24 protein-coding genes and 1 tRNA gene are annotated in these 25,937 nt (G+C 71.8%); 22 read left to right on the plus strand and 3 right to left on the minus strand.

What is annotated here, in order from left to right; all coding sequences use genetic code 11:
• The first annotated feature begins 111 nt into the window (after positions 1-111).
• From ruvA to BN1197_RS14275, 7 genes are all read left to right on the plus strand, one after another.
• Entirely contained in the window at positions 112-717 is a 606-nt protein-coding gene (ruvA, locus tag BN1197_RS14245; RefSeq protein WP_040160763.1) for a Holliday junction branch migration protein RuvA, read from the plus strand.
• The gene (ruvB, locus tag BN1197_RS14250) at positions 714-1,844 is read left to right on the plus strand and encodes a Holliday junction branch migration DNA helicase RuvB (protein ID WP_052466770.1); all 1,131 of its coding nucleotides are present in this window, start codon (positions 714-716) and stop codon (positions 1,842-1,844) included. The genes ruvA and ruvB overlap by 4 nt, the downstream gene beginning before the upstream one ends.
• A gap of 269 nt (positions 1,845-2,113) precedes the next feature.
• Positions 2,114-2,461, plus strand: a complete 348-nt coding sequence (gene yajC / locus BN1197_RS14255) for a preprotein translocase subunit YajC (RefSeq protein WP_052466771.1) — start codon at positions 2,114-2,116, stop codon at positions 2,459-2,461.
• A gap of 2 nt (positions 2,462-2,463) precedes the next feature.
• A complete protein-coding gene (gene secD / locus BN1197_RS14260; protein WP_052466772.1) occupies positions 2,464-4,473 on the plus strand; it encodes a protein translocase subunit SecD in 2,010 nt (669 codons plus the stop codon).
• On the plus strand, positions 4,470-5,714 hold the full coding sequence (gene secF, locus BN1197_RS14265) for a protein translocase subunit SecF (RefSeq protein WP_040160764.1): 1,245 nt from the start codon (positions 4,470-4,472) through the stop codon (positions 5,712-5,714). The genes secD and secF overlap by 4 nt, the downstream gene beginning before the upstream one ends.
• Positions 5,715-5,781: 67 nt before the next feature.
• A complete protein-coding gene (locus BN1197_RS14270; RefSeq protein WP_040160765.1) occupies positions 5,782-6,309 on the plus strand; it encodes an adenine phosphoribosyltransferase in 528 nt (175 codons plus the stop codon).
• A 17-nt stretch (positions 6,310-6,326) separates the two neighbouring features.
• On the plus strand, positions 6,327-8,681 hold the full coding sequence (locus BN1197_RS14275; RefSeq protein WP_390622725.1) for a RelA/SpoT family protein: 2,355 nt from the start codon (positions 6,327-6,329) through the stop codon (positions 8,679-8,681).
• Between the two features lie 115 nt (positions 8,682-8,796).
• Here the strand turns inward: BN1197_RS14275 and BN1197_RS14280 are convergent, their stop codons facing one another.
• Both BN1197_RS14280 and BN1197_RS17895 read right to left on the minus strand, forming a co-directional pair.
• Positions 8,797-10,026, minus strand: a complete 1,230-nt coding sequence (locus BN1197_RS14280; RefSeq protein WP_040160766.1) for a DUF349 domain-containing protein — start codon at positions 10,024-10,026, stop codon at positions 8,797-8,799.
• Positions 9,977-10,954, minus strand: a complete 978-nt coding sequence (locus BN1197_RS17895) for a RodZ family helix-turn-helix domain-containing protein (protein WP_040160767.1) — start codon at positions 10,952-10,954, stop codon at positions 9,977-9,979. The genes BN1197_RS14280 and BN1197_RS17895 overlap by 50 nt, the downstream gene beginning before the upstream one ends.
• 211 nt (positions 10,955-11,165) lie before the next feature.
• On the opposite strand from BN1197_RS17895, the gene BN1197_RS14285 reads away from it, so the two are divergent.
• The 9 genes from BN1197_RS14285 to BN1197_RS14325 all read left to right on the plus strand — a co-directional run bounded on the left by BN1197_RS14285 (position 11,166) and on the right by BN1197_RS14325 (position 20,104).
• Positions 11,166-11,864 (plus strand): MBL fold metallo-hydrolase, encoded by a 699-nt coding sequence (locus BN1197_RS14285; RefSeq protein ID WP_176489770.1) that lies wholly within the window; start codon positions 11,166-11,168, stop codon positions 11,862-11,864.
• Between the two features lie 57 nt (positions 11,865-11,921).
• A complete protein-coding gene (gene hisS, locus BN1197_RS14290) occupies positions 11,922-13,271 on the plus strand; it encodes a histidine--tRNA ligase (protein WP_040160770.1) in 1,350 nt (449 codons plus the stop codon).
• 78 nt (positions 13,272-13,349) lie between these two features.
• Positions 13,350-13,979, plus strand: coding sequence for a hypothetical protein (locus BN1197_RS14295; protein ID WP_040160771.1), 630 nt, complete (start codon positions 13,350-13,352; stop codon positions 13,977-13,979).
• Positions 13,976-14,998, plus strand: a complete 1,023-nt coding sequence (locus BN1197_RS14300; protein ID WP_040160773.1) for a site-specific tyrosine recombinase XerD — start codon at positions 13,976-13,978, stop codon at positions 14,996-14,998. Before BN1197_RS14295 ends, BN1197_RS14300 begins: the two co-directional genes overlap by 4 nt.
• Before the next feature lie 371 nt (positions 14,999-15,369).
• The gene (locus BN1197_RS14305; protein ID WP_245852003.1) at positions 15,370-16,206 is read left to right on the plus strand and encodes a ParA family protein; all 837 of its coding nucleotides are present in this window, start codon (positions 15,370-15,372) and stop codon (positions 16,204-16,206) included.
• A complete protein-coding gene (locus BN1197_RS14310) occupies positions 16,199-17,194 on the plus strand; it encodes a segregation and condensation protein A (RefSeq protein ID WP_390622727.1) in 996 nt (331 codons plus the stop codon). Before BN1197_RS14305 ends, BN1197_RS14310 begins: the two co-directional genes overlap by 8 nt.
• Entirely contained in the window at positions 17,191-17,871 is a 681-nt protein-coding gene (scpB, locus tag BN1197_RS14315) for an SMC-Scp complex subunit ScpB (protein WP_082043932.1), read from the plus strand. The genes BN1197_RS14310 and scpB overlap by 4 nt, the downstream gene beginning before the upstream one ends.
• A 269-nt stretch (positions 17,872-18,140) precedes the next feature.
• Positions 18,141-18,929, plus strand: a complete 789-nt coding sequence (locus BN1197_RS14320; RefSeq protein ID WP_052466840.1) for a pseudouridine synthase — start codon at positions 18,141-18,143, stop codon at positions 18,927-18,929.
• 38 nt (positions 18,930-18,967) lie between these two features.
• Positions 18,968-20,104 (plus strand): prephenate dehydrogenase, encoded by a 1,137-nt coding sequence (locus BN1197_RS14325; protein ID WP_082043975.1) that lies wholly within the window; start codon positions 18,968-18,970, stop codon positions 20,102-20,104.
• Positions 20,105-20,137: 33 nt separating this feature from the next.
• On the opposite strand, the gene BN1197_RS14330 is transcribed toward BN1197_RS14325, so the two are convergent.
• Positions 20,138-20,938, minus strand: a complete 801-nt coding sequence (locus BN1197_RS14330; RefSeq protein ID WP_082043933.1) for a carbonic anhydrase — start codon at positions 20,936-20,938, stop codon at positions 20,138-20,140.
• Between the two features lie 150 nt (positions 20,939-21,088).
• Here BN1197_RS14330 and cmk point away from each other — a divergent pair, with 150 nt between their 5' ends.
• The 6 genes from cmk to BN1197_RS14360 all read left to right on the plus strand — a co-directional run bounded on the left by cmk (position 21,089) and on the right by BN1197_RS14360 (position 25,932).
• Positions 21,089-21,826 (plus strand): (d)CMP kinase, encoded by a 738-nt coding sequence (gene cmk / locus BN1197_RS14335; RefSeq protein WP_082043934.1) that lies wholly within the window; start codon positions 21,089-21,091, stop codon positions 21,824-21,826.
• A 51-nt stretch (positions 21,827-21,877) separates the two neighbouring features.
• The gene (gene der, locus BN1197_RS14340; RefSeq protein WP_245851958.1) at positions 21,878-23,497 is read left to right on the plus strand and encodes a ribosome biogenesis GTPase Der; all 1,620 of its coding nucleotides are present in this window, start codon (positions 21,878-21,880) and stop codon (positions 23,495-23,497) included.
• A 117-nt stretch (positions 23,498-23,614) separates the two neighbouring features.
• A tRNA-Pro gene (locus BN1197_RS14345) sits at positions 23,615-23,688 on the plus strand.
• 317 nt (positions 23,689-24,005) lie between these two features.
• Positions 24,006-24,656, plus strand: coding sequence for a CDP-alcohol phosphatidyltransferase family protein (locus BN1197_RS14350; protein ID WP_176489771.1), 651 nt, complete (start codon positions 24,006-24,008; stop codon positions 24,654-24,656).
• 59 nt (positions 24,657-24,715) lie between these two features.
• Positions 24,716-25,603 carry a DUF881 domain-containing protein gene (locus BN1197_RS14355; RefSeq protein WP_052466774.1) on the plus strand — a complete coding sequence of 296 codons (888 nt, stop codon included), beginning with the start codon at positions 24,716-24,718 and terminating at the stop codon, positions 25,601-25,603.
• On the plus strand, positions 25,600-25,932 hold the full coding sequence (locus BN1197_RS14360) for a small basic family protein (RefSeq protein WP_040160775.1): 333 nt from the start codon (positions 25,600-25,602) through the stop codon (positions 25,930-25,932). The genes BN1197_RS14355 and BN1197_RS14360 overlap by 4 nt, the downstream gene beginning before the upstream one ends.
• The last annotated feature ends 5 nt before the right edge of the window (positions 25,933-25,937 follow it).

Below are 25,937 nucleotides of genomic sequence, written 5' to 3' on the forward strand. Positions count from 1 at the left end.
ACGGAGCGGGCAGACCGGGGGCAGTGCGATCGTGGCGCGGGGAGTGGAAGGGTTGTCGGGCCTGCCGGGTACCGTGCGCACGAGCGTCCGCAGCGTCCCAGGAAGCAGGCCATGATCAGCACCCTCACCGGATCCGTCGCCCACGTCGGCCTCGACCGCGTCGTCGTCGAGGTCGGGGGAGTCGGGTTCACCGTGTTCGCCACGCCTGCCACGGCCGCGGCCCAACGCGTCGGTGGTGAGGCGAGGCTGTCGACCTCGCTGGTCGTGCGCGAGGACTCCCTCACGCTGTTCGGGTTCGCGACGGGCGACGAACGCGATCTCTTCGAGAAGGTGCAGACCGTCTCGGGTGTCGGCCCCCGGCTGGCCCTGGCCATGCTCGCCGTGCTCGATCCGCCTACGTTGCGGCTGGCGGTGGCCTCGGGGGATGTGCGCACGCTCACGAAGGTGCCGGGCATCGGCAAGAAGGGGGCCGAGCGCATCGTGCTCGAGCTGCGCGACAAGATCGCCGAGCCCGAGGCCGTCGGCGCAGCGTCGGCTGCCGCGCCCACGCCGCAGCCGGAGGCCGCGCGGCGCGACCCGGTGCGCGAGGCCCTCGTCGGGCTCGGATGGAACGCCAGGCAGGCCGATGGCGCGATCGACGCCGTGCTCGCCCGGGACGGGGAGCAGACGAGCGTGCCCGCCCTGCTCAAGGCCGCGTTGCGAGAGCTCGGGCGATGAGCCCTCTCGACGGCGCGTACGACCACCCCGACGACCCGATCGAGTCCGAGGCCGACGGCTCGTACGACGCGAGCGCGCGCATCGTCGACCCCACCGCCGTCGAGGGCGACGAGCAGCGGGTCGAGGCGGCGCTACGGCCGCGGCGACTCGAGGAGTTCCCCGGTCAGCCGCGAGTGCGCGAGCAGCTCTCCCTCGTGCTGGAGGCCGCGCGCCGGCGCGGCGCCCCGCCTGACCACATCCTCCTCTCGGGTCCCCCCGGCCTGGGCAAGACCACGCTGGCGATGATCACCGCGGCCGAGCTCGAGGCGCCCATCCGCGTGACGAGCGGACCGGCCATCCAGCACGCGGGCGACCTCGCCTCGATCCTCTCCTCACTCACCGAGGGTGAGGTGCTCTTTCTCGACGAGATCCATCGCATGAGCCGGCCGGCCGAGGAGATGCTCTATCTCGCGATGGAAGACTTCCGCGTCGACATCATCGTCGGCAAGGGCCCCGGTGCCACGGCGATCCCGCTCGAGCTCGCGCCGTTCACCGTGGTCGGCGCCACGACCCGCGCCGGCCTGCTGCCCGCGCCGCTGCGCGATCGGTTCGGCTTCACCGGGCATCTCGACTTCTACGACACCGCCGACCTCGAGGCGATCCTGCTGCGCTCGGCCCGCCTGCTCGGCATCGAGGCCGAGGCGGCCGGCATCCACGAGATCGCGCGCCGGTCGCGCGGCACTCCCCGCATCGCCAACCGGCTGTTGCGCCGGGTGCGGGACTGGGCGCAGGTGCACGGCAGACACGTCGTCGACCTCGACGCGGCGCAGGCGGCCCTCACCCTCTTCGACGTCGACCACTCCGGCCTCGACCGGCTCGACCGTGCCGTGCTCGAGGCGTTGTGCCGACGGTTCTCCGGCGGCCCGGTCGGCCTCTCGACGCTGGCGGTGGCGGTCGGCGAGGAGTCCGACACCGTCGAGACGGTCGCCGAGCCCTACCTCGTGCGCGAGGGGTACATGGTGCGAACCCCGCGCGGACGCGTGGCCACGCCGCAGACCTGGGACCACCTCGGCCTGCGGCCCCCACCGGGGTCGCCGAACGCGGCGAACGGCGGTGTTCAGCCGCCGCTTCCCCTCGACGAGAGCTGACCGGTGGACGCCCGACCAGGACGAATGCGGCCTGGATCCGGCCCCGGTCGGAAATCTCGCCCCCGCCTCGGACGTTCACCTCGCGCGGCGCGGCACGTTGGCGTATGCGCCTGAGCGTCACCTAGACTCGACCGGGTGCCTCGCTGCGGGGCACCGTCAGATGGTGCCGGGGGAGGCGCTCATCCCTCGCGCGGCGGCCCGGTGCCGCAGCGTGTCCGGACGAGCGTGGCGACCGACACGACACCCGATGACCCGACGACGAGGACCTCATGGATTCAATTTTCGGCCTGCTACCCCTGCTGTTCCTCGTGCTGGTGATGGTGTGGATGATCCTCTCCCAACGCCGCCGGCAGCGTGAGGTGGCCACGATGCAGTCCTCTCTCGCCGCGGGCGACGAGATCCTCACCGTCGGCGGCATCGTCGGTCGACTGACCACCGTGGAGGGCCCCCTGCTCGGGGTCGAGGTCAGCCCCGGTGTCGTCATTCGCGTGGACCGACGCTCGATCTCCGGTCGAACGAGCGACGTCCCGGCGTTCGGTGCCGGCGCCGCGCGTGTCGACGACGCCTCCCCGCACGAGCGGTCGCCTCGTCCCGACACCACCGACGAGCAGGCCTGAGCATGGCGACCTCCTCGACCTCCCGCAGCGCCTGGAGGGCCCTGGGCGCGATGGCCGCGGTTCTCCTGGCCCTCGTGGTCGGCGTCTTCTCCACCGTGCAGTGGGCCGGCGGTCAGTGGTCCCCCAAGCTCGGCCTCGACCTCGAAGGCGGCACTCAGATGGTGCTCGCGCCGCAGGTCGGGGAGGGGCAGCGCGTCAACGAGCAACAGCTCGCCCAGGCCGTCGACATCATGCGGGCCCGCGTGGACGGGCAGGGCGTGGCGGAGGCCGAGGTCGCGACCCTCGGCCAGAACGTCGTCGTCGCCGTGCCCGGCGAGATGACCAAGGCGCAGGAAGAGGCGCTGCGGCAGTCCTCCCAGATGCGGTTCCGCCCCGTCCTCGCCGTCATTCCGGTCGAGCAGGCTCCCGCGCCCACGCCGAGCGGAGCACCCACGGGCACGCCGGCTCCCAGCGGTACCCCCGCGCCCGGCACGGCCACGTCGGCCCCGAAGCCGACGGCCAAGCCGACCGGCACCGCGAAGACCACCGCCAAGCCCAGCGCGAAGGCCACGCCTGCGCCCACGAAGACGGCGAACGCCGTGGCCCCGCCGCAGCTCCAGCGCGTCGGCGCACGGCCGGCCGCGACGCCGACGGCGACTCCCGCCGCGACCGCCCCCTCGCAGCCGTCGCCCGCGCCGAGCCCCAAGCCCGACCTGCTGCACCAGCCCAAGCTCGAGGAGGTCGCACCCGGCCTCACCCGCATCACGCCGGCCGAGCGGCAGGACCCGCAGAAGCTCATCGAGTACGCGACCAACGAGGCGTGGCTGCAGAACCCGCAGTACGTCGAGGAGATCCAGCAGCTCGACTGCACCCAGCCGGCCGAGTCCGACCCCACGAAGGAGGACCCCGACCTGCCGATCGTCGCCTGCGACACCGAGGGCCAGGCCAAGTACCTCCTCGGGCCGGCGGTCATCGACGGCGACCAGCTCGCCGACGCGTCCTCGGGCAACCAGGTGAACAACCAGGGCCAGCCGATGCCCGGCTTCCAGGTCAACCTCGAGATGAAGCCCGGGGCCCGCGAGCTGTACCGGGTCGTCAGCACGCACATGCTCGGGTTGCAGCAGCCGCGCAACCAGCTCGCGACGGTGCTCGACAACCGCGTCGTCTCGGCCCCTTACTTCTCCAGCCCGATCCCCGACGGAAACGCGGCCATCAGCGGCAACTTCGACGCCGACACGGCCAAACTGCTCGCCGACCAGCTGAAGTTCGGTGCCCTGCCCATGTCGTTCACCGTGCAGAGCTCCGAGCAGATCAGCCCGACCGTCGGTGGCGACCAATTGCGTCTCGGCCTCGTCGCGGGCGCCATCGGTCTCGGCCTCGTCATCCTCTACTTCCTCTGGCAGTACCGGATGCTCGGCCTGGTCACGACGGCCTCGCTGCTGCTCGTCGCCGTCGTCACCTACCTGACGATGGTGCTCATGGGGTGGCAGTACAACCTGCGTCTCACCATGGCGGGTGTGACCGGCGCGATCGTCGCGATCGGCACGACCGCGGACTCGTTCATCGTCTACTTCGAACGCGTCCGTGACGAGGTGCGTGACGGGCGGGCCGTACCGTCGGCCGTGCAGACCGGCTGGCTGCGAGCGCGGCGCACGATCGTCATCTCGGGCGCGGTGAACTTCCTCGCGGCGCTGGTGCTCTACGTGCTCGCGGCGAGCAACGTGCGCGGATTCGCGTTCATGCTCATGCTCACGACGATCATCGACCTGCTCGTCACGTTCTGGTTCACCCACCCGATGTTGCTCCTGCTCACCGGGACGAAGTTCTTCGGCCAGGGACACCGCTGGTCGGGGTTGTCGGCCGACACTCTCGGGGTCGACCGCACGCGTTACGTCGGGCGCGGCCGCATCGTCCGCGGCGCGACCCGACGTCCAGAAGGCGCTGCCGGCGGAGCGACCCGGTTCGACCCCGCAGGCGGCCTGGAGGGCGCCGACGACCCGATCGCCACCGGAACGAAGGGGGAGCGGGCATGAGCCGGTTCAGCGAATGGGGCAACGACCTCTACACCGGGCAGCGATCGATCGACTTCATCGGTCGTCGCAAGCTGTGGTACGTCGCCTCGGCGGTGCTCCTCCTGCTCACCATCGGCGGGCTCGTCCTCCGTGGCGGCATCAACCTCGGCATCGAGTTCACCGGCGGGTCGGACTTCCGTGTACCCGGCGTCACGAACTTCGAGAACTTCGAGTCCCGGGCGAGCACGGTCGTCCAAAAGGTGGGCAAGGTCGATCAGGCCAAGGTGACGCGGGTCGGCACCGACAGCGTGCGGGTCGAGACCGAGCGGTTCGACGACCGGCGGGCCATCGACGTGCGCGACGGTCTGGCCGATGAGTTCCACGTCGATCCCGACAGCGTGACCAGCTCGGTCATCGGTCCGTCGTGGGGTCAGTCGGTGACGAACGACGCGATTCGGGCTCTTCTGCTCTTCCTCGTGCTCGTCTCGGTCGTGCTCGCGGTGTACTTCCGCACGTGGAAGATGGCGGTGGCGGCGATCGTCGCCCTCGTCCACGACATCGTGTTCACGGTCGGCATCTACGCGGTCGCCGGGTTCGAGGTCACCCCCGCGTCGGCGATCGGGTTCCTCACGATCCTCGGTTACTCGATGTACGACACCGTGGTCGTGTTCGACAAGGTGCGAGAGAACACGGCCGAGGCGTTCCGGCGGGGCACGATGACCTACGACGAGGCCGTCAACCTCGCGGTCAACCAGACCCTCGTGCGCTCGATCAACACCTCGGTGGTGGCGTTGCTGCCCGTCGCCGTCATCCTCGTCATGTCGTGGGCCGTGATCGGCCCGGGAACCCTGCGCGACCTGTCGCTGGCGCTGTTCGTCGGCATCGCGGTGGGTACGTACAGCTCGATCTTCCTCGCGCCGCCGATCCTCGTGGACCTGCGCCGGGGGGAGAAGTCGGTGCGTGCGCTGCGCGAGCGGGTCGAGCGGCACCGGATGCACGGGGAGTCCTACGAGCAGACCGTCGCCGAGACCCAGGGCCGCCCTCGGCCTGCGCCCGGTGGGTCGTCCTCCGGCGTGGGCGTCGTCCAACGGCCGGTGACCACCTCGATGACCGATGCGTCGGCCCAGGAGTCCCGGTCGCCGGCGAGCGACGGGGGGATCACGGCCACCGGCCGCCCGATCCACCCCTACGCTCAACGCGCTCAACGCGACGAGGGCAGGCGCGACGCCCGTCGTCGCCGCAAGGACCAGGGCGAGAAGTGAGACCGCGTGCCGCCCGGCCCGCCCGCTCTCGAAGCGGGGGCCGGGCGGCACGGTAGTCTCTGGGCTCGTGACCGACTCGCTCGCCTCGCTCGTCGCTGCCAAGCTGCGGGACGTCCAGGACTTTCCCGAACCCGGCGTCGTCTTCAAGGACTTCACGCCCCTGCTCGCCGATCACACGACGTTCGCCGCGGTCATCGACGACGTCGTCGACCGCTACCGCGACAGGGTGGACATCGTCGTGGGTGTCGAGGCGCGCGGGTTCATGATCGGCGCCGCCACCGCCTACGCCCTCGGTGTCGGCTTCGTGCCGGTGCGCAAGCAGGGCAAGCTGCCCGGCGCCACCCAGCAGGCCAGCTACGCGCTGGAATACGGCCACGCGACGATCGAGATCCACGCCGACGCGTTCGAGCCCGGCACCCGCGTCCTCATCATGGACGACGTGCTCGCGACAGGTGGCACCGCGGCGGCGACGTGCGAGCTCGTGGAGCGGCTCGGAGGCATCGTCGTCGCGGTCGACGTCGTCGTCGAGATCGCGGGCCTCGACGGGCGCGCGGCGCTGGGTGAGCGTGAGCTGTCCTCCGTCCTGACGGTCTAGAGCCCTACACTCTCGTCATGAGTACGACGGGACAGCCAGAGGGAGCGACGGGCGCCTCCACCAGGCCGGCTGCCCCGGTGCAGCCGGCGGCCGCGGGATCCTCGGTCGGCGCGAGCATGCGGGCCCGGCTCGCCCGCCTGGGCTCGCGTCACTACGCCCATCCCGAACTCGAACCGCTGTTGCGGGCCGTGCGAGCCACGCATCCCAAGGCCGACGTGTCGGTCATCGAGCGCGCCTTCGAAACGGCCGAGAAGTGGCACGAGGGTCAGATCCGCAAGAACGGTGATCCGTACATCACCCACCCTCTCGCGGTGACGTCGATCCTCGCCGAGCTCGGCATGCCGCCGACCACGCTGGCGGCGGCGATGCTCCACGACACCGTCGAGGACACGGGTTACAGCCTGGATGCCCTGCGGGCCGACTTCGGTGACGAGATCGCCATGCTCGTGGACGGGGTCACCAAGCTCGACAAGGTGACCTACGGCGATGCCGCTCAGGCCGAGACCGTGCGCAAGATGGTCATCGCGATGTCGCGCGACATCCGGGTGCTCGTCATCAAGCTCGCCGACCGGCTGCACAACGCCCGCACGTGGCGCTACGTCTCGGCCGAGTCGGCGGCCAAGAAGGCCCGCGAGACCCTCGAGATCTACGCGCCGCTGGCGCACCGCCTCGGCATGAACACGATCAAGTGGGAGCTCGAGGATCTCTCGTTCGCGACGCTCTACCCCAAGGTGTACGACGAGATCGTGCGCATGGTGGCCGAGCGCGCGCCGGCCCGCGAGGAGTACCTCAATCAGGTCAAGCAGCAGGTCGAGGAGGATCTCAAGGCCTCGCGCATCACCGCGACGGTCACCGGGCGGCCCAAGCACTACTACTCCGTCTACCAGAAGATGATCGTGCGCGGCCGCGACTTCGAGGACATCTACGACCTCGTCGCGGTGCGGGTGCTCGTCGAGACCGTGCGCGACTGCTACGCGGCGGTGGGGGCGGTGCACGCCCGGTGGAAGCCGATGCCGGGACGGTTCAAGGACTACATCGCGATGCCCAAGTTCAACATGTACCAGTCGTTGCACACGACGGTCGTGGGGCCGGGCGGCAAGCCGGTGGAGATCCAGATCCGCACGCACACCATGCACCGCCGGGCCGAGTACGGCGTGGCGGCGCACTGGAAGTACAAGGAGGTCAGCGGATCGGTGGCGCCGCGGGCCGGCGAGGTCCCGTCCAAGGACCCCACCGACATGGCGTGGCTGCGTCAGCTCGTGGACTGGCAACGCGAGACCGCCGACCCGGGGGAGTTCCTCGACTCCCTGCGGTTCGAGATCAACGCGCAGGAGGTGTTCGCGTTCACGCCGAAGGGCGCCGTCATCGCGCTGCCGTTGGGTTCGACCCCGGTCGACTTCGCGTACGCCGTGCACACCGAGGTCGGGCACCACACGATCGGTGGCCGGGTCAACGGACGCCTCGTGCCGCTGGAGTCCCGACTCGAGAACGGCGACGTCGTCGAGATCCTCACGAGCAAGGCCGACGGCGCGGGTCCCTCACGCGACTGGCTGACGTTCGTCAAGAGCCCGCGGGCGCGCAACAAGATCCGGCAGTGGTTCACCAAGGAGCGTCGCGAGGAGGCCATCGAGGTCGGCCGCGAGGAGATCGCCAAGACGATCCGCAAGCAGAACCTGCCGCTGCAGCGCATCATGAGCGCCGGCACGCTGAGTGCCATCGCGAGCGACCTGCGCTACGCCGACATCGACGCCCTCTACGCGGCCGTCGGCGAGAACAATGTGTCGGCACAAAGCGTCGTCGAACGCATCATCGCCGCGAGCGGCGGGGAGGCCGGGGCCGAGGAGGACCTCGCCGAGGCGACGATGCCCGGCCGCCCGAGCCGCCGGCGCAAGAGCGACACCGGGGTCGTCGTCGAGAACACCTCCGGGGTCGAGACCAAGCTCGCCAAGTGCTGTACTCCGGTGCCGGGTGACGACATCATGGGCTTCACCACGCGTGGCGGGTATGTATCGGTACATCGCAGCAACTGCACGAACGCCGACGGCCTGCGCGCCCACCCCGCACGTCTCGTCTCGGTGTCGTGGGCACCGTCGGCGGCGAGCATGTTCCTCGTCCAACTGCAGATCGAGGCCCTCGACCGCAGCCGACTGCTCTCCGATATCACGCGCGTGCTCTCCGACCACCACGTCAACATCCTGTCGGCCACCGTCCACACCTCCCGTGATCGGCTGGCCGTCTCCAAGTTCACCTTCGAGATGGGCGACCCGAGCCACCTCGAGCACGTCATCAAGGCGGTGCGCCGCATCGACGGCGTCTTCGACGTGTACCGGGTGTCCGGCGGGGTCAAGCAGCAGACCAAGTACGCGTCCTGACACGGCGACGGCCGCCGTCTCCGGCGCATGCCCCCCGGGGGTTCTCCCGTTGCTGCGGGTTCTGCCGGGGAGGCTGTGCCGGAGACGACGGCCGTCGCCTCGCCTGGGTGTGAGGTCAGCCGCCGAACTCCTGAAGGCCGGCGCGGGCCTGGGCCAGCCAGGACTCGCGGGCCTCGAGAGCCTCTCGGGCCTTCTTGATCTTGCGCTCGTCGCCCTGGGCCTCGGCCCGCTGCAGGTCCTCGCGCAGCGACGCGACCGCGGCCTCGAGCTGGGTGGCCATGCTGTGCGCGCGAGCGGCGACCTCGGGGTCGGTGCGCTTCCACTTCTGCTGGTCGGCCTCGCGAATCGCCTGCTCGACCTTGCGCATGCCGTCCTCGATGCGCTTCATCGCCGAGCGGGGAACCTTGCCGGCCGCGTCCCACTTCTCCTGGATGGGGCGCAGGCGCGCCTTGGCCGCCTCGACGTCCTTGACGGGCAGGATCGCCTGCGCCTGGGCGAGGAGTTCCTCCTTGACCTTGAGGTTGGCCTCGAACTCGACGTTCTCGGCGGCGCTGATCTCGTCCTTGGCCGAGAAGAAGGCGTCCTGGGCGCTCTTGAACCGCTTCCACAGCGCGTCGTCGTCGGCGCGTGAGGCGCGGCCGGCCTGACGCCACTGGTCCATGAGGCGCTTGAACGCGCCCGCGGTCTGCCCCCAGTCGGTGCTGTCCTTGAGCGACTCGGCCTGGGCGACGAGCTCCTCCTTGCGCTCCTTGGCCTCGGCCTGCGCCGAGCCGAGCTGCGCGAAGTGGACACGGCGCATCTTGTCGAAGGAGTTGCGGGAGCTCGACAACCGGTGCCACAACGCCTGCTCGGTCTCGCGGTCGAGCTTGGGCCCCTGTCGTTGGGCGCTCTTCCACTCGTCGAGGAGGGCGCGCATGCGCGCGCTGCTGGACTTCCACTGGACCTTGGCCTCGTCCTGGCCGGCGATCTTCTCGGCTTCGGAGACGATGGCCTCGCGGGCCTTGATCGCCTCCTCGCGCGCGGCGCTACGTTCCTGGTTCTCGGTGGCGCGACGGACCTCGACGGCGGTGGCGATGTCCTCGATGCGCACGAAGAGGGCGGGGAAGTCACCGACGGCGCGAAGATCCTTGACCGCGTCGCGCAGGCGCTTGAGCCCGTCGGCGCCCTCCTTGGCCGACAGGTCGGTCTGGGTGACGCGCTGGTGCAGCAACTCGGCGAGCGCGGCGACCTCGTCGAACTTGCGCGCGAAGTAGGCGAGGGCCTCCTCGGCGCTGGCGCCGGGGTAGGAGCCGACCTCACGCTCCTCCTCGCCGATCCGGACGAACACGGTGCCGTCGTCGGCCACGCGCCCGAACCGACCCGGATCGTGGGTGACATACGCGGGAGCGGCGGGGGCGGTCGGTGCGGGGGCGGCGACGACCTCGGGAGACGGAGCCGGGACGCGGATCGCACCGGGCGTGGCGCCGCGCGGGGGCGGCGACGACCTCGGGAGACGGAGCCGGGACGCGGATCGCACCGGGCGTGGCGCCGGGCTTGGGCACGGGCGGGGCCGACGGCGTCGGCGGCGTCGAGGGTGTTGAAGGCGTCGGGGGCGTCGGGAGCGCTGAAGGTGTCGGGGGCGTCGGAGCCTCGGGCACGTCGGCCGCCTTCGTCGCGTCGCCCTCGGGAGTGGCGGCAGTCTCGGGAGTCTCCGCAGTCGCGGGGCTCGTGGCGTCCGCGGGAGCCGGGGCCTGAGGCTCGCGCGTGTTCTCCTCGCCGGGCCCGTCGGCCGGAGCAGCAGCGTTCTCGACGGCGGTCTCGCTGACCGCGCCGGGGGAGTCGTCGGCGGGAGTCGGGTCGCCGCCGGGCGCCTCGTCCCGGGTGGGAGCAGGGGCCTGCGTCGCGTCCCCGGTGGGCTCGACCGGAGCGGAGGCGTTCTCGACCATCGTCTCGCTCACGGGCTCCGCCGTCTCGGTCGCGTCGCCGGTCGGAGCCCCGCCCGCCTCGTCGGCGGCAGCGGCAGAGTCGGCGGAGGCGTTCTCGACCATGGGCTCGCTGACCACATCCGCGGCCTCGATCGCGTCACCACCAGAGGCACCGGATGCATCACCGGCGGCAGTGGCGTCGCCGGCGTCAGACGCCTCGGCGGCGTCCGGGGCATCGGTGGCGGGAGTTGCCGGTGCAGCGGCGTTCTCGACCATGGGCTCGCTGACGAGGTCGGCCGGGTCGGCGGGACCTGCGTCGGGCGCCCCTGCGGTGGTCGTCGGGTCGGTGTGGGGAGTCTGATCGGACACGGCGTGGACCTTCGCTTCTGGACACCGGCGTCGCCCCCGGGAGGGCCCTGCGCGGTTCGTGATGGAGACGTCCTCGTCCACGATACTGGCCCACCAGCGCATTCGGGCAGCTCTGGTGGTCGGGAACCGTCCCGGGTCGGTGCTGCCGGGGAGCGTGCGCCCGGTCTGCGGGCCGCGCCCGAGGTGAGCGATCCGGGCTAGGGTGGTCCGCGTGTTCCTGATCGGATTCCCCGCGACCATGCTGGCGACGAACTGCTTCGTCGTCGCGCCGTCCGAGGACGCCGAGTGCGTCGTCGTCGATCCCGGGGGCGGGATCACCGACCGCCTCACCGACGTCCTGCGCACCCATCGGCTGCGGCCCGCGGCGGTGGTGCTCACGCACGGTCACCTCGATCACATCGCCTCGGTGCCTCCGCTGGGGGAGACCTACGAGATCCCCACCTACATCCACGGCGACGACGAGTACCGGCTCGCGGATCCGGCGCAGCAGCTCGGTGAGGAGCTGCGATACATGCTCGAGGCGCAGTACGGCGGACTCGAGTGGAGTCCGCCGACCGATGTCGTCACGTTCGGCGACGGTGAGACGTTGTCGCTCGCGGGTCTCGATCTCACGGTCGCGCATGCGCCCGGCCATACCGAGGGGTCCGCGCTGCTCACGGTCGATGACCTGCCGGACTCGTTGCCGGAGGACTCCGGGCTCGCCCGCACCGTGCTGGCCGGCGACGTGCTGTTCTCCGGTGGCATCGGCCGCACCGACCTCGTCGGTGGCGACGACGCGACGATGCAGGTCAGCCTGCGCGATGTCGTGCTCGGCATGCCCGACGACAGCCTCGTCCTGCCCGGCCACGGGCCGGCCACGACGATCGGCCGTGAGCGCGCGACGAACCCCTTCCTCGCCCACCTGACCTGAACGGGCAGCGGCACCCCGAGTGCCCGCCGACGCGGTGCGTCCGCGTAGACCGAAGGAATGACGTTGATCCAGAACAAGATCATGCCCATGTCCGGATTCCCCGAGTGGCTGCCGGCCGAGCGCGCCGTCGAACAGCACGTTCTCGACGTCATCCGGCGCACGTTCGAGCTGCACGGCTTCGCCAACATCGAGACCCGGGCGGTGGAGCCGGTCGAGCGGCTGCTCGGCAAGGGCGGTGACGCCGACAAGGAGATCTACGCGGTCTCCCGGCTCGCCGCCGAGCCCGAGGGGCGCGATGCCAAGGAGCCCGACCTCGGCCTCCACTTCGACCTCACGGTGCCGTTCGCGCGGTACGTGCTCGAGAACGCCGGCAAGCTCACCTTTCCGTTCCGCCGCTACCAGATCCAGAAGGTCTGGCGCGGAGAACGGCCGCAGGACGGGCGCTTTCGCGAGTTCATCCAGGCCGACATCGATGTCGTCGACGCCGGAGAGCTGCCGTTCCACTACGAGGTGGAGGTGCCGCTCGTCATCGCCGACGTGTTCCGCCGGCTGCCGATCGGCGAGTTCCGCATCCAGGTGAACAACCGCAAGATCCCCGAGGGGTTCTACCTCGGACTCGGGCTCGCTCCCGAACAGGTCGTGCCGGTGCTGCGCATCGTCGACAAGCTCGACAAGGTCGGTGCCGAGGTGGTCGCGACGATGCTCACCGAGGCGGGCCTCACGGCCGAACAGGCGGCGCAGTGCCTCGCGCTCGCCGAGATCGACGCCACGGACTCCTCGTTCGCCGACCGCGTACGCGCCCTGGGTGTCGAACACCCCACTCTCACCGAGGGGCTCGAGGAGTTGTCGGCGGTCATGGACGCCGCCGCCGAGCACGCGCCCGGTCTGCTCGTCGCCGACCTCAAGGTCGCGCGCGGCCTCGACTACTACACGGGCACGGTGTACGAGACCCAACTCGTCGGGCACGAGTCCTACGGGTCGATCTGCTCCGGTGGCCGCTACGACGCGCTGGCGAGCGACGGGCGCACCACCTACCCGGGTGTCGGGATCTCGATCGGTGTCTCCCGACTGCTCGCCAAGCTCATGCCCTCGCTCGACGCCACCCGCGCGACTCCGTCGGTCGTGCTCGTCGCGCTGGCGAACGACGAGCAACGCCCCGCCGCGATGCGCATCGCCGCCGCGTTGAGAGAACGGGGCATCGCCTGCGAGGTCGCGCCCAGTGCCGCCAAGTTCGGCAAGCAGATCCGGTTCGCCGACCGCCGCGGCATTCCCTTCGTCTGGTTCCCGGGTGACGACGGAGCGACGGGTTCGGTCAAGGACATCCGCAGCGGCGAGCAGGTCGAGGCCGACCCGACGCAGTGGATGCCCCCGGCCGACGACCTCACGGTCGGCATCCGCCCCCGCTGACCGGCTCCCTCGTTCGCGTGGGCCGACGCGCGGCCCGGGTTCGTCGGTGTCGCGCGGACCGAGTGCCACGATGAGCCGGTGATCTACGCCCTCACCCCCGCCCGTCGCACACGCCAGATCGTCGGCGACCTCGCCGTCCTCGCGTGGTGCGGGGCGTGGGTGTGGGCGGCGACGATCGTCCACGGTCTCGTCATGCGGCTCGCCGAACCGGCCCGGTCCCTGCAGCGCAGCGCCACCGACCTCGGGTCGGCGATGACGGAGGCGGGCACGAGCGTGTCGCGGATCCCCTTCGCAGGCGAGGAGCTTCGACGCGCGTTCGACCGGGTGGCCGGGATCGGGGCGCAGGCGACCGACGCCGGGATGCGGTTCGAGACGACCGTCGGCCAACTCGCCCTCGCGACCGCGCTGGTCACCGCCCTGGCACCGGCGCTCGGTCTCGGCATTCCGTGGCTCGTCCTGCGCATACGGTTCGCGAGGCGGGCCTCGGCGGCCCGCCGGTTCGTCGATTCCGAGGCCGACCTCGACCTCTTCGCCCTGCGCGCGATGTCGCGGCAGCCACTGCCCAGGCTGGCCGCGATCTGTACCGACCCGGTCACCGCGTGGCGCAACGGCGACACCGAGGTGATCCACGCCCTCGCCGTGCTCGAACTGCGCAGCATCGGTCTGCGACCGAGCATCGGGCGGGGTGGAACGGTGAGCGCGGAGTGACCTCGCCGCGCTCGCTACCCGCCGAGCAGGCGTCATGGCTCGCGCACCTACGCATCGAGCGGGGGCTCTCGGCCAACACGCTGCGCAGCTACGAGCGGGATCTCGGTCGCTACGACGCGTTCCTCGGGGCGCGTGGGCGCGCCGATGTCGCCGAGGTCAGCCGAACGGACGTGACCGAGTTCGTCGCCGCCATACGCGAGGGCTCCGACGGCGGCAACCCGCTCTCGGCGTCCTCGACGGCCCGCGCACTCGCGGCGGTGCGCGGCTTCCACCGGTTCGCGCTGCTCGAAGGGCTCGTCGGCGAGGACGTCGCCGCCGAGGTCTCCCCGCCGTCGGCGCCTCGGCGGCTGCCCAAGGCCGTGACCCGCGACGAGATCGAGCGGCTCATCGAGGCCGCCGGCTCGACCCCGGGCCCGATCGGACTGCGGGACCGCGCGCTCGTCGAGACCCTCTACGCGACCGGGGCACGGATCAGCGAGGTCGTCGGGCTCGTCGTCGACGATCTTGCCGATCTTGCCGACACCGCCGGCCTCACCGGCCGCCCCGAGGGCTCCGGCCGCTCCGGCCCCGAGCGCGCGGCCCCGGCGCAGCGCCTCGCCCAGGTCCATCTGGTCGGCAAGGGCGACAAGGAGCGCATCGTGCCCCTCGGCAGCTACGCCGCCCGTGCCTTGGAGGACTACCTCGTGAGCGGCCGGCCCGCGCTCGTCGCCGCTCGCACCCGCACGACGCGTGCCGCCGGTCACACGGTCTTCCTCAACACTCGCGGCGGGCCCTTGTCGCGCCAGAGCGCCTGGGCCGTCATCGCGCGCGCGGCCGACTCGGCCGACCTCACGGGCCGCGTCGGGCCACACACTCTGCGCCACTCCTTCGCCACTCACCTGCTCGAGGGCGGCGCCGACGTGCGGGTCGTCCAGGAGCTGCTCGGCCACGCGAACGTGACGACGACGCAGATCTACACGCTCGTCACAGCGGCGCATCTGCGCGAGACGTACGCGGCCGCGCACCCGCGGGCGCGCTGACGACGCGGGCTCGACGCGGCCGTGCGTCGAATCGCGGTGCTGCGGTGACGAACCCGTGGAAATCCCCAGCCGCGACCGGCGATGACCCGCCCGTCGGTGACCAGGGGCGCTGGTAGGGTCGGGCGGGAGATCCGCATGCACACCCGGAGTCGCGATCGACGCCGATCGACCCGGGAGGCCCGCGACCGAAGTGAGGACGATCGATGAGCGCGTACGAGACGCAGCCGGCCTACCCCTCCCACGCGGAGGACCGGGCGGAGGGTCCGTACGACGACGAGCGCGAGTTCGACGCCGCCGCACGTCCGGCCGCGGTCGAAGGGCTCGGCCAGGGCGGGCAGGAGAGGCTGCCGGGCACCGAACCGCAGGGCCACATGGGGATCACCGGCCGCCCGATGCCCGAGTTCCCCGACCCCCAGCCGCTGTCGACCCACGGCCCGGCACGAGTCATCGCGATGTGCAACCAGAAGGGCGGCGTCGGCAAGACGACGACGACCATCAACCTCGGCGCGGCCCTCGCCGAGCTGGGTCGCAAGGTACTGCTCGTCGACTTCGACCCCCAGGGCGCCCTCTCGGTGGGCCTCGGCGTGCGCGCCAACGACCTCGACCTGACGATCTACAACCTGCTCGTCGAACGCGGGCACGACGTGCACGACGTCATCCAGCACACCCGCACCACGGGCCTGGACCTGCTGCCCGCGAACATCGACCTGTCGGCCGCCGAGGTGCAACTCGTCGGTGAGGTCGCGCGCGAGATGGTCCTCGCCCGCGTGCTGCGCCCCGTGCTCGACGAGTACGACGTCGTGCTCATCGACTGCCAGCCCTCGCTCGGCCTGCTCACCGTCAACGCGCTCACCGCGGCGCACGGCGTCATCATCCCGCTCGAGTGCGAGTACTTCGCCATGCGCGGCGTCGCGTTGCTGGTCGAGACCATCGAGAAGGTCACCGACCGGCTCAACCCGCGCCTGGAGGTCGACGGCATCCTCGCGACGATGTACGACGGTCGCACCCTGCACAGCCGGGAGGTGGTCGCGAGCGTCGTCGATCACTTCCGCGACCGGGTGTTCCACACCGTCATCACCCGCACCGTCAAGTTCCCCGACGCGACGCTGGCCGCCGAACCCATCACGAGCTACGCGCCCGGCCACGGTGCCGCCGAGGCCTACCGCCAGCTCGCCCGCGAACTCATCGCCCGTGGCGGCGCTGCCTGACGCCGCGGCCGAGACGACCGGGCTCGCCGTGACGGCTCACCCCGATTCGACGACGCCGCCGGCCGAGGCCCCGGCTGCGTCCGCGTCCGAGACACGCGGCGCCGAGAACCCCGAGGCCACACCCGGTGGCGTCCTCACCCGCCGGGCCGCGAGCCGCCCGTTCGAGGTGCACCTCGACGTGTTCTCCGGGCCCTTCGAGCTGCTGCTCGGTCTCGTGGCCAAGCACCGGCTCGACCTCACCGAGATCGCGCTCGCGCAGGTCACCGACGAGTTCATCGCGCACATCCGGGCCCAGCAGGCCGCCGACACCGACTGGGACCTCTCGCAGGCGAGCGAGTTCGTCCTCGTCGCCGCGACACTGCTCGACCTCAAGGCGGCGCGACTGCTGCCCTCGCTGGATCCCGAGGAGGAGGACCTCGAGCTCATCGAGGCCCGTGACCTTCTCTTCGCCCGCCTGCTGCAGTACCGCGCATTCAAGGACGTCGCGGCCTGGGCCGACGAGCGCATGGACACCGCGGGTCGCATCACCGCGCGTCAGGCCGAGATGGAGCCCCGATTCGCGGCGTTGCTGCCCGAACTCGTCATCGGCATCTCACCCGAGCAGCTCGCGATGATCGCCGCCCACGCCCTCACCCGCACCCCGCCGCAGGTCGGTGTCGCCCACTTGCACCAGCCGCTCGTCAGCGTGCGGGAGCAGGCACGGATCGTCGTCGGTCGGCTGCGCGGCGCCCGCCGGATGTCGTTTCGCGACCTCGTCGCCGACGCGGACTCCACCCTCGTCATCGTCGCCCGGTTCCTCGCGCTGCTCGACCTGTTCCGCGAGGCCGCGGTCGCGTTCGAACAGCCCGAGGCGCTCGGTGACCTCACCGTCGAGTGGACGGGCAGTGAGGCCGGCGAGATCGACGCCGGCGCCGACTTCGACGAGGAGGACGACGCGACCGCGCCACCGGTGGGCGACGTCACGGCTGTTCCCGAGGAGGAAGCATGAGCACCGAGCCGACGGAGTCGGCGAGCACCGACGAGACCGGCGGGGCCGCCACGAGCGAACCGATCGCTCCGCGCGCGGAGGGAATCGTCGACGTCGAGCCCGACGAGGTCGACGTCGACGCGATGCCCGGTGGTGCGCGCACCGCGATCGAGGCCGTGCTCATGGTGGTGGAGGAGCCGGTCGAGGTCGACGCGCTCGCGCAGGCCATGGATCTCGAGCCGGACGAGGTGCTCGATCATCTCGAGGATCTGGCGGCCGAGTACGACCGGGACATGCGGGGATTCAGTCTCCGTCGCACTCCGGCGGGGTGGCGGATCTACTCCCGCGCGGAGTACGCGCCGGTGGTGGAGCGGTTCGTGCTCGAGGGGAAGCGGGCCAAGCTGTCCAAGGCGGCGTTGGAGACCCTCGCCGTCATCGCGTACCGTCAACCGGTCTCGCGCGCGCGGATCGCCGCGGTGCGGGGCGTCAGCGTCGACGGGGTCGTGCGCACCCTCATGACGCGAGGGCTCATCGACGAGATCGGCACCGACGCCGACCACGGTGCGGTGCTCTACGGCACGACCGACTACTTCCTCACCAGGCTCGGGCTGAGCTCCCTCGCGGAGCTGCCGCCGCTCGCGCCGTACCTGCCCGAGGGGCACGAGGTGGACGAGATCGCCGAAAGGGGCGGGATATGAGCAGCCGAGGAGACGGCCGGGGACGCCCCGGCGCCGGCCGTGGCAAGGGCTCCGGCGCGAGCAGGGGCGGCAAGGGCCTCGGTGCGGGCAAGGGCGACAAGTCCGCCGGAGGGAGCCGTTGGTCGGCATCGTCGGGGCGCGGCGGCTCGGCCGGTGGCGGCGGGGTGCGCCGGGGCGGTACCTCCGGCGCGTCCGGTGCGGCCGGCAAACGCCGGGGGAGGGGCGGCGCCAAGGGGCAGGTGCCCGGCGGTCCCGACCGCGGCTTCGGCATGCGGCCGCCTCGCGGCTCACAGGCACCGCGCGACACGACCCCCGACGTCGACGTCCACGACCCGAACGGCGTGCGGCTGCAGAAGCTGCTCGCCGCCGCGGGCGTGGGTTCGCGACGCGCCTGCGAGATCATCATCGGCCAGGGCCGGGTCGAGGTCGACGGGCACGTCGTGCGCGAGCTCGGTGTGCGGATCGACCCGGCGACCCAGACCGTGCACGTCGACGGCGAGCGCATCCAGCTCGACGCCGACCGGCGCTACTTCGCGCTCAACAAGCCGCTCGGCGTGGTCTCGACGATGCAGGACGACCTCGGTCGCCCCTCCCTCGGCGACCTGCTCGAACAGCGCCACGACCGGCTCTTCCACGTCGGCCGGCTCGATTCCGACACCGACGGTCTGCTGTTGCTGACCAACGACGGCGAGTTGGCCAACCGGCTGCAACATCCCTCGTACGGCGTGCCCAAGACGTACGTCGCGACCGTGCCCGGGCCGGTCGCCCGTGACGTGGGACGCAGGCTGCGCGAGGGCGTCATGCTCGAGGACGGGCCGGTGGCGGTCGACTCCTTCAAGCTCGTCGACTCGGCACCCGGGCGCGCGATCGTCGAGGTCGTCGTGCACGAGGGCCGTAAGCACATCGTGCGGCGTCTGCTCGAGGAGGTCGGTCACCCCGTCGAGACCCTCACCCGCGTGCAGGTCGGGCCGGTGCTGCTCGGCGACCTCAAGCCCGGCAAGCTCCGCCCGCTCAACGGCCGTGAGGTCGCCGCCCTCTACAAGGCCGCGGGGCTGTGACCGACCGTTCGTCCGCCGCGCCGAACTCCGCTGCCTTCGTGGGTGCCTCGGCCGCCGACTCCTCGAACGGTTCGGGCGTCGCGACTCCCGGGCCCGTGCGCATCGTGGGAACCGGGCTCATCGGCACGAGTCTGGGGCTCGCCCTACGCGCGCAGGGCATTCCCGTCACCCTCACCGACGCCTCGCCGACGGCCTGCACCCTCGCGCGCGATCTCGGCGCCGGCGTCGTCGCCACTCCGGAGGATCCGGAGCCGGAACTCGTCGTCGTCGCCGCGCCCCCGGACGTCGTGTCGACCGTCGTGGCCGCCGAGCTCGCGGCGCATCCGGGTGCGGTCGTCACCGACGTCGCCTCGGTGAAGCGGGCGATCCTCGACGAGCTCACCCGTTCGGGCGCCGATATCGGTCGCTACGTCGGCTCGCACCCGATGGCGGGCCGGGAACGCAGTGGCGCGATCTCGGGCCGGGCCGACCTCTTCCAGGGTCGTCCCTGGGTCGTCGTCGCCCACGACGCGAGCAGGCCTGGTGCGGCGGAGCGGGTCACCGCTCTGGCCCGGGCGGTCGGCGCCGCACCCGTGGCGATGCCGGCGCGCGAGCACGACGAGGCCGTCGCGGCCGTCTCCCACGTGCCCCAGATCGCGGCGAGCCTCGTCGCGGCCCGGCTCCGGGACCTGTCCACCGAGGCGGTCGGCCTCGCCGGGCAGGGGGTGCGCGACGTCACCCGCATCGCGGCGAGCGACCCCACGCTGTGGACCCAGATCTTCGTCGGCAACGCCGCGGCCGTGGCCCGGGTGCTCACCGAGATGCACCTCTCGCTCGGCGCGGTCATCGACGCGCTCGAATCCCTCGCCGACGATCCCGACGCCGACGCGCCGGGGTCTCGCTCGGCCCTCGCCGCCCTCATGGCCGACGGCAACGCGGGCCACGCACGCATCCCGGGCAAGCACGGTGCCGCGCCGAGTGTGCTCGCGACCGTCACCGTGCTCATCCCCGACGAGCCCGGCACGCTGGGGCGCCTGTTCGCCGACGTCGGCGACGAGGGCGTCAACATCGAGGACGTCCGCATGGAGCACGCCGTCGGCCGCCTCGTCGGCGTCGTCGAACTGCTCGTCGAGCCGGCCGAGGTGGAGCCGTTGCGCACCGGGCTCACGGCCCGGGGCTGGAACGTCAGCGAGTAACCGCCGAGGAATCCTCGCGCGGTTCGACGACGCTCAGTCGCGAGTCGCTGCCACCGCCTCGACGGCCTCGACAGTCTCGGAGTCGTCCTCATCCGCGGCCTGCTCGGTCTGCACCGCCGCAGAGACGGCGGTGGCCGCCGCCTGCTGCGCGACGATCGCGCGCTCGGCCTCGTTGACGGTCTCGGGTGTCACGGCCTGCGGACGACCGAGGTTGCCCGCCCAGTCGAGCAGGTTCACCGCGCCGTCCGAGAGGCGGTAGGTGACACCCGCGATCGCGAGGTCGCCGCGCTCGACGGCCGAGGCGATGCGCTCGCACCGCGAGAGCAGGCCGCGCACGGTCTGGCGGACGTGCTCCTCCATGACCTCGCCCGCGCACGTGGTGCCGGTCTCGCTCGCCGCGTGCACGCTCGGCAGGACCTGGCGCACGAGGGAACCGACGTAACCCCCCGGGATCTCACCCGATTCGGCCGCGGCCATCGTGGCGGCGATGCACCCGCACGCCTCGTGACCCATGATGACGAGCAACGGGGTGCCCGCGACGTGCACGCCGTACTCGATGCTGCCGAGCGTGGCGTCGTCGAGGACGTGGCCGGCGTTGCGGACGACGAAGACGTCGCCGAGGCCGCGGTCGAAGGCGATCTCGGGGGAGACGCGTGAATCCGAGCAGCCGACGACCGTCGCGAACGGGTGCTGACCCGCGGCGAGGTCGCGGCGTCGCCACATGCTGTGGTGCGGGTGGCGGGGCGTGCCGTTGACGAAGCGGGCGTTGCCCGAGGCGAGCAGCTGCCAGGCGGCGGCAGGCGTGAGGGCATGGGGGAGCGTGGCTGCGGACATGGGGTTCCTTCGGAGGGTCGTCGTGGCGGGGTGTCCCGTGGGCGGGGACTCGACCGGAGGAGGGATCCGGGCAGCGATTGCCGTGCAGAGGACTCATCGTCGCAAGACCGCGAGGCCTGAGGACCCGGGCGTGAAAGACGGGGCGCTAGGCTGCGCGGCGTGAGCGACGTCCGTGAATCCCTCGATGCAGCCGCTACCCCGTCTCTGGTCGTCGCGATCGACGGACCGTCGGGGTCGGGCAAGTCGAGCGTGTCCCGGGCCGTCGCGGCGCGCCTCGGGCTCGCCTACCTCGACACCGGCGCGATGTACCGCGCGTTGACGTGGTGGTGCATCGATCAGGGGATCGACCTCGGCGACGAGGCCGCGGTGACCGCCGCCGCCGAACGACTCCCGCTGCGCATGGGCACCGACCCGGGCGATCCTCGCGTGTTCGTCGGCGACACCGACGTCACCGCCGCGATCCGCGAGACCCGGATCTCCTCGGTCGTCTCGGCCGTCGCGCGGCACCTGCCTACGCGAGCCGTGCTCATCGGCATCCAGCGTGATCTCATCGCCCGCGGCAGTCGCCCAGGCATCATCGCCGAGGGCCGCGACATCACGACGGTCGTCGCTCCCGACGCCGACCTGCGCCTGCTGCTCACGGCGAGCGAGCACGCCCGCCTCATGCGCCGCGCCCGCGAACAGCACGGGGACGCGGGGGAGACCGCGCTCGCGGCCACCCGCGACGAGGTCGTGCGACGTGACCGGGACGACTCGATGACGACCTCGTTCCTCGTGCCCACCGACGGGGTACAGCTGCTCGACACCTCCGAGCTCGACTTCGAGTCGACCGTCGCGGTCGTCGTCGACGCGATCGAGGCGGTGCGTCGCGCGGCGTCGGCGTTGTGAGGCTCCCGGCCCGAGGCGGCGACGGGGTGGGGCATACGCGAGAATGAGGGAATGTCCGAGACTCCCCGCCCCGAGCCCGTGACCGATCCGTCCACCCGGCCGGACGACGGCGGTGCCCCGGCATCGGATGCCCCCCTCACCGCGTCCGACGGCACGTCCTCCTCCGCGACCGGCCAGAGCGACCGTCCGGACGACGACGTCGCGATCGTGGTCACCCATGCCGATGCAGGCGATGACGGCTCCATCGAGCGCGTGTTGCGCGCCGGCCTCGAGGACTTCGAACTCGAGGAGGACGACCTCGCGCTGCTCGAGGGTCACGATCCCGCCGAGTTCGACGAGGAGGCGGAGGAGCGGCCGGTCGTGGCCGTCATCGGGCGTCCGAACGTCGGCAAGTCCACCCTCGTCAACCGCATCCTCGGCCGCCGCGAGGCGGTCGTCGAGGACGTCCCCGGAGTCACCCGTGACCGGGTGGCCTACGACGCCGAGTGGTCGGGGCGACGGTTCACCCTCGTCGACACCGGCGGCTGGGAGGTCGACGCCTCGGGCATCCACCTGCGGGTCGCCGAGCAGGCCGAGGTCGCCGTCGAGCTCGCCGACGCCGTGATGTTCGTCGTCGACGCGACCGTCGGGCCCACCGACACCGACGAAGCCGTCGTCAAGTTGCTGCGTCGGGCCGGAAAACCGGTCATCCTCGTCGCCAACAAGGTCGACGACACCCGCGCGGAGTCCGACGCGGCGATGCTGTGGTCGCTCGGCCTGGGCGAGCCGCACCCGGTCTCGGCGCTGCACGGGCGGGGGAGCGGTGACCTGCTCGACGCGGTGCTCGAGGTGTTGCCCGAGAAGTCCGCGGTCTCGGGGGCCTACGCCCGGGGTGGGCCGCGACGGGTCGCGCTCGTGGGGCGTCCGAACGTCGGCAAGTCGAGCATGCTCAATCAGCTCGCCGGTGAGGACCGGGTGGTCGTCGACGACATCGCGGGCACCACCCGCGACCCGGTGGACGAGCTCATCGAGCTCGGTGGCAAGACGTGGCGGTTCGTCGACACCGCGGGCATCCGGCGGCGGGTGCACCAGACCCGCGGCGCGGACTTCTACGCCTCGCTGCGTACCCGTACGGCTCTGGAGAAGGCCGAGGTCGGGGTCGTGCTCATCGACGCCGGCGAGCCGATCACCGAACAGGACGTGCGCGTCGTGCAGCAGGTCGTCGACGCGGGCCGCGCCCTGGTCATCGCCTACAACAAGTGGGACACCCTCGACGAGGAGCGCCGCTACTACCTCGAGCGCGAGATCGAGCGGGAGTTCGTGCAGGTCGCGTGGGCGCCACGCGTCAACGTCTCGGCGCGCACCGGCCGGCACATGGACAAGCTCGTCCCCGCCCTGGAGACGGCCCTCGACTCGTGGGACACGCGCATCCCCACGTCCCGACTCAACGCGTTCCTCGGCGAGCTCGTCGCGGCCCACCCCCACCCGGTCCGCGGCGGCAAGCAGCCCCGCATCCTCTTCGGCACCCAGGCGAGCACCCGCCCACCTCGGTTCGTGCTGTTCGCGTCGGGGTTCCTCGAGGCGGGCTACCGCCGGTTCGTCGAGCGCCGCCTGCGCGAGGATTTCGGGTTCGTCGGCTCGCCGATCGAGATCTCGGTGCGCGTCCGCGAGAAGCGCCGCCGCAAGGGCTGAACCCGCGCGCCTCACACGAGGAGACGTCGGACCGCCCCGGATTCGGTTCGGACGGCCCTGGTGGGGTACTCTCGGGTTCGCCCTGAAGCGCGACAGCGCAGCAGGACGACACCGGACCGGGATGTGGCGCAGCTTGGTAGCGCACTTGACTGGGGGTCAAGGGGTCGCAGGTTCAAATCCTGTCATCCCGACGCACAGCCCTGGTGAGACCATGAGTCTCACCAGGGCTTCGTCGTGTTCGGGGTGGATATCCCGCCGAGGATCCCCGCCACCCGGGAGCTCGATTCCGGGTTCGCCAGGTGCCCGCCACGTGCACGCCCCGCCCATGCCGGCGAAACTCGCGCAACAAAGACCGGTCAGTCGCGGGTCGCCTCACGGGGTCAGCGCCGTGACCTGGGCAGATCTCCGACCGGGCTCGCCTCCACTCCGCTGTGACCGGTCTTTGTTGCGCGGGCGAGAGCGGGCGCGCCGCCGCGGTCGTCGAGTCGCGGATCGTAGGCTGGGAGTCATGGCATCAGGACGGGCGCGCGGCGACGCGGCCTCCGACCTGCCCGGATCACCCGCTGACGTGGAGTACCCGAACGAGGAGCACCCCGCCGGGTACGACCGCGTCTGGACGATTCCGAACATCCTGTCGATGGTGCGGCTCGCCGGCCTGCCGGTGTTCCTCTGGCTCATCGTCGACGGCCGCCTGGGGTGGGCCGTGGTCGTGCTCGTGATCTCCTCGGTGACCGACTTCCTCGACGGGGTCCTCGCGCGCCGCCTGCATCAGATCACGCGGCTGGGCCAGTCGCTCGACCCGGTCGCCGACCGGCTCTACATCCTGTGCACGCTGTTCGGGCTGTGGTTCGTCGGCGCACTGCCGTGGTGGTTCCTCGTCGCATTGCTCCTCCGCGACGTCGCCGGCTCGATCCTCGTCGCCCGCGTGCGCCGCGAGGGGTATCGGGGGCTGCCCGTCCACGACCTCGGCAAGGCCGGCACGTTCTCCCTGCTCGCCTCGTTCCCGATCCTGCTGCTCGCCTACCGTCTGCCCGGAGGCGCGGTCGACACCACGGCCCTCGCCGCCGGGTGGGCCTTCGCCTGGTGGGGCCTCGGACTCTACTGGATCTCCCTCGCGTACTACGTTCGCCAGACCCGCGACCTCACCCGGACGACGTGATGGCGGCACCACCCGGAGGCCACGGACACCCAGGGCCGACGCGACGCGTCGACGCCTCGATGTCCCTGCTCACCGACCTCATGGATCGCCCGCTCGACCCTGCCTACGAGGCCGCCCGCCGCGCCAGGCAGGCCCGCGGCTCCGAGACACCAGGGCGGCGCCGCCCCTGGAACACCGCGCTCGTCGGCGCGACCGCGGTCCTCACCGGGGTGCTCCTCGGGACCTCCGCGCTCACCTACGCCGGGCCGGAATCCCGCGACGGGCGCGCCGACCTGGTCGCCCGCATCGAGGAGCGCCGACAGGCGATCGAGACCGCCTCGGTACGCAACGTCGCCCTCGCCGACGAGATCCACGCCCGCGAGGCCGGGGCGCTCGGCCGGAACAGCGACGAGGCCGCGCAGCTCGAGCAACTCCGCGTCTCGGCCGGAGTCACGCCGGTCACCGGCCCGGGCGTGCGGATCACCCTCGACGACGCCCCCGGCCTCGACCCCATCGGCGGCGGCCCCCGGGACGAGACCGACGACACCGGCCGCATCGTCTACCGCGACCTGCAGAACATCACCAACGACCTGTGGGCCGCCGGCGCCGAGGCCATCGCGATCAACGGTCACCGGCTCACCTCGACCACGGCGATCCGGTTCGCCGGGGCGGCCGTTCTCGTCGGTTTCCGCCCGCTCGCCCGGCCCTATGTCATCGAGGCGGTCGTCGGGCCCGAGGGGCGGAGCGCCTTCCAACGAGGTGACGGCGGCCGCTATCTCGCCGACCTGCGGACGGCCTACTCCGCCCGGGCAGCGCTCGAGCGGGCGCAGAGCCTCTCGCTTCCCGCGGCCGACCCCCTCGCACTCGAGTACGCCCACCGCCCCGGCGGGGCACGGACGCCGCGCGGCTCGGCTCCGGCACCCCCGTCTCCCACGTCCCCGTCTCCGGCACCACAGGAGAAGCAATGATCCCCCTCATCGGTCTCGTCGTCGGGATCGTCCTCGGCCTCGTGCTGCAGCCGAGCGTGCCCCCGCTGTTGCAGCCCTACCTGCCGATCGCGGTGGTCGCGGCCCTCGACGCCGTGTTCGGAGGCCTGCGCGCCAGCCTCGACGGCATCTTCGACGACAAGGTCTTCGTCGTGTCGTTCCTCTCCAACGTCGTCGTCGCGGCCTTCATCGTGTTCCTCGGCGACCAGCTCGGGGTCGGCGCCCAGCTCTCGACCGGTGTCATCGTCGTCCTCGGCATCCGGATCTTCTCCAACGTGGCCGCGATCCGCCGCCACCTGTTCAAGGCGTGACGCGC

This window comes from Mobilicoccus massiliensis, from assembly GCF_000826525.2.
Taxonomy (GTDB): Bacteria; Actinomycetota; Actinomycetes; order Actinomycetales; family Dermatophilaceae; genus Mobilicoccus; species Mobilicoccus massiliensis.

What these genes read in the sequence shown, in the direction of transcription:
- ruvA (WP_040160763.1), top strand. Translation starts at nt 112, where the DNA reads ATGATCAGCACCCTCACCGGATCCGTCGCCCACGTCGGCCTCGACCGC.
- ruvB (WP_052466770.1), top strand. Translation starts at nt 714, where the DNA reads ATGAGCCCTCTCGACGGCGCGTACGACCACCCCGACGACCCGATCGAG.
- yajC (WP_052466771.1), top strand. Translation starts at nt 2,114, where the DNA reads ATGGATTCAATTTTCGGCCTGCTACCCCTGCTGTTCCTCGTGCTGGTG.
- secD (WP_052466772.1), top strand. Translation starts at nt 2,464, where the DNA reads ATGGCGACCTCCTCGACCTCCCGCAGCGCCTGGAGGGCCCTGGGCGCG.
- secF (WP_040160764.1), top strand. Translation starts at nt 4,470, where the DNA reads ATGAGCCGGTTCAGCGAATGGGGCAACGACCTCTACACCGGGCAGCGA.
- BN1197_RS14275 (WP_390622725.1), top strand. Translation starts at nt 6,327, where the DNA reads ATGAGTACGACGGGACAGCCAGAGGGAGCGACGGGCGCCTCCACCAGG.
- hisS (WP_040160770.1), top strand. Translation starts at nt 11,922, where the DNA reads ATGACGTTGATCCAGAACAAGATCATGCCCATGTCCGGATTCCCCGAG.
- BN1197_RS14305 (WP_245852003.1), top strand. Translation starts at nt 15,370, where the DNA reads ATGGGGATCACCGGCCGCCCGATGCCCGAGTTCCCCGACCCCCAGCCG.
- scpB (WP_082043932.1), top strand. Translation starts at nt 17,191, where the DNA reads ATGAGCACCGAGCCGACGGAGTCGGCGAGCACCGACGAGACCGGCGGG.
- BN1197_RS14320 (WP_052466840.1), top strand. Translation starts at nt 18,141, where the DNA reads ATGCGGCCGCCTCGCGGCTCACAGGCACCGCGCGACACGACCCCCGAC.
- BN1197_RS14330 (WP_082043933.1), bottom strand. Translation starts at nt 20,938, where the DNA reads ATGTCCGCAGCCACGCTCCCCCATGCCCTCACGCCTGCCGCCGCCTGG.
- der (WP_245851958.1), top strand. Translation starts at nt 21,878, where the DNA reads ATGTCCGAGACTCCCCGCCCCGAGCCCGTGACCGATCCGTCCACCCGG.
- BN1197_RS14350 (WP_176489771.1), top strand. Translation starts at nt 24,006, where the DNA reads ATGGCATCAGGACGGGCGCGCGGCGACGCGGCCTCCGACCTGCCCGGA.
- BN1197_RS14355 (WP_052466774.1), top strand. Translation starts at nt 24,716, where the DNA reads ATGTCCCTGCTCACCGACCTCATGGATCGCCCGCTCGACCCTGCCTAC.
- BN1197_RS14360 (WP_040160775.1), top strand. Translation starts at nt 25,600, where the DNA reads ATGATCCCCCTCATCGGTCTCGTCGTCGGGATCGTCCTCGGCCTCGTG.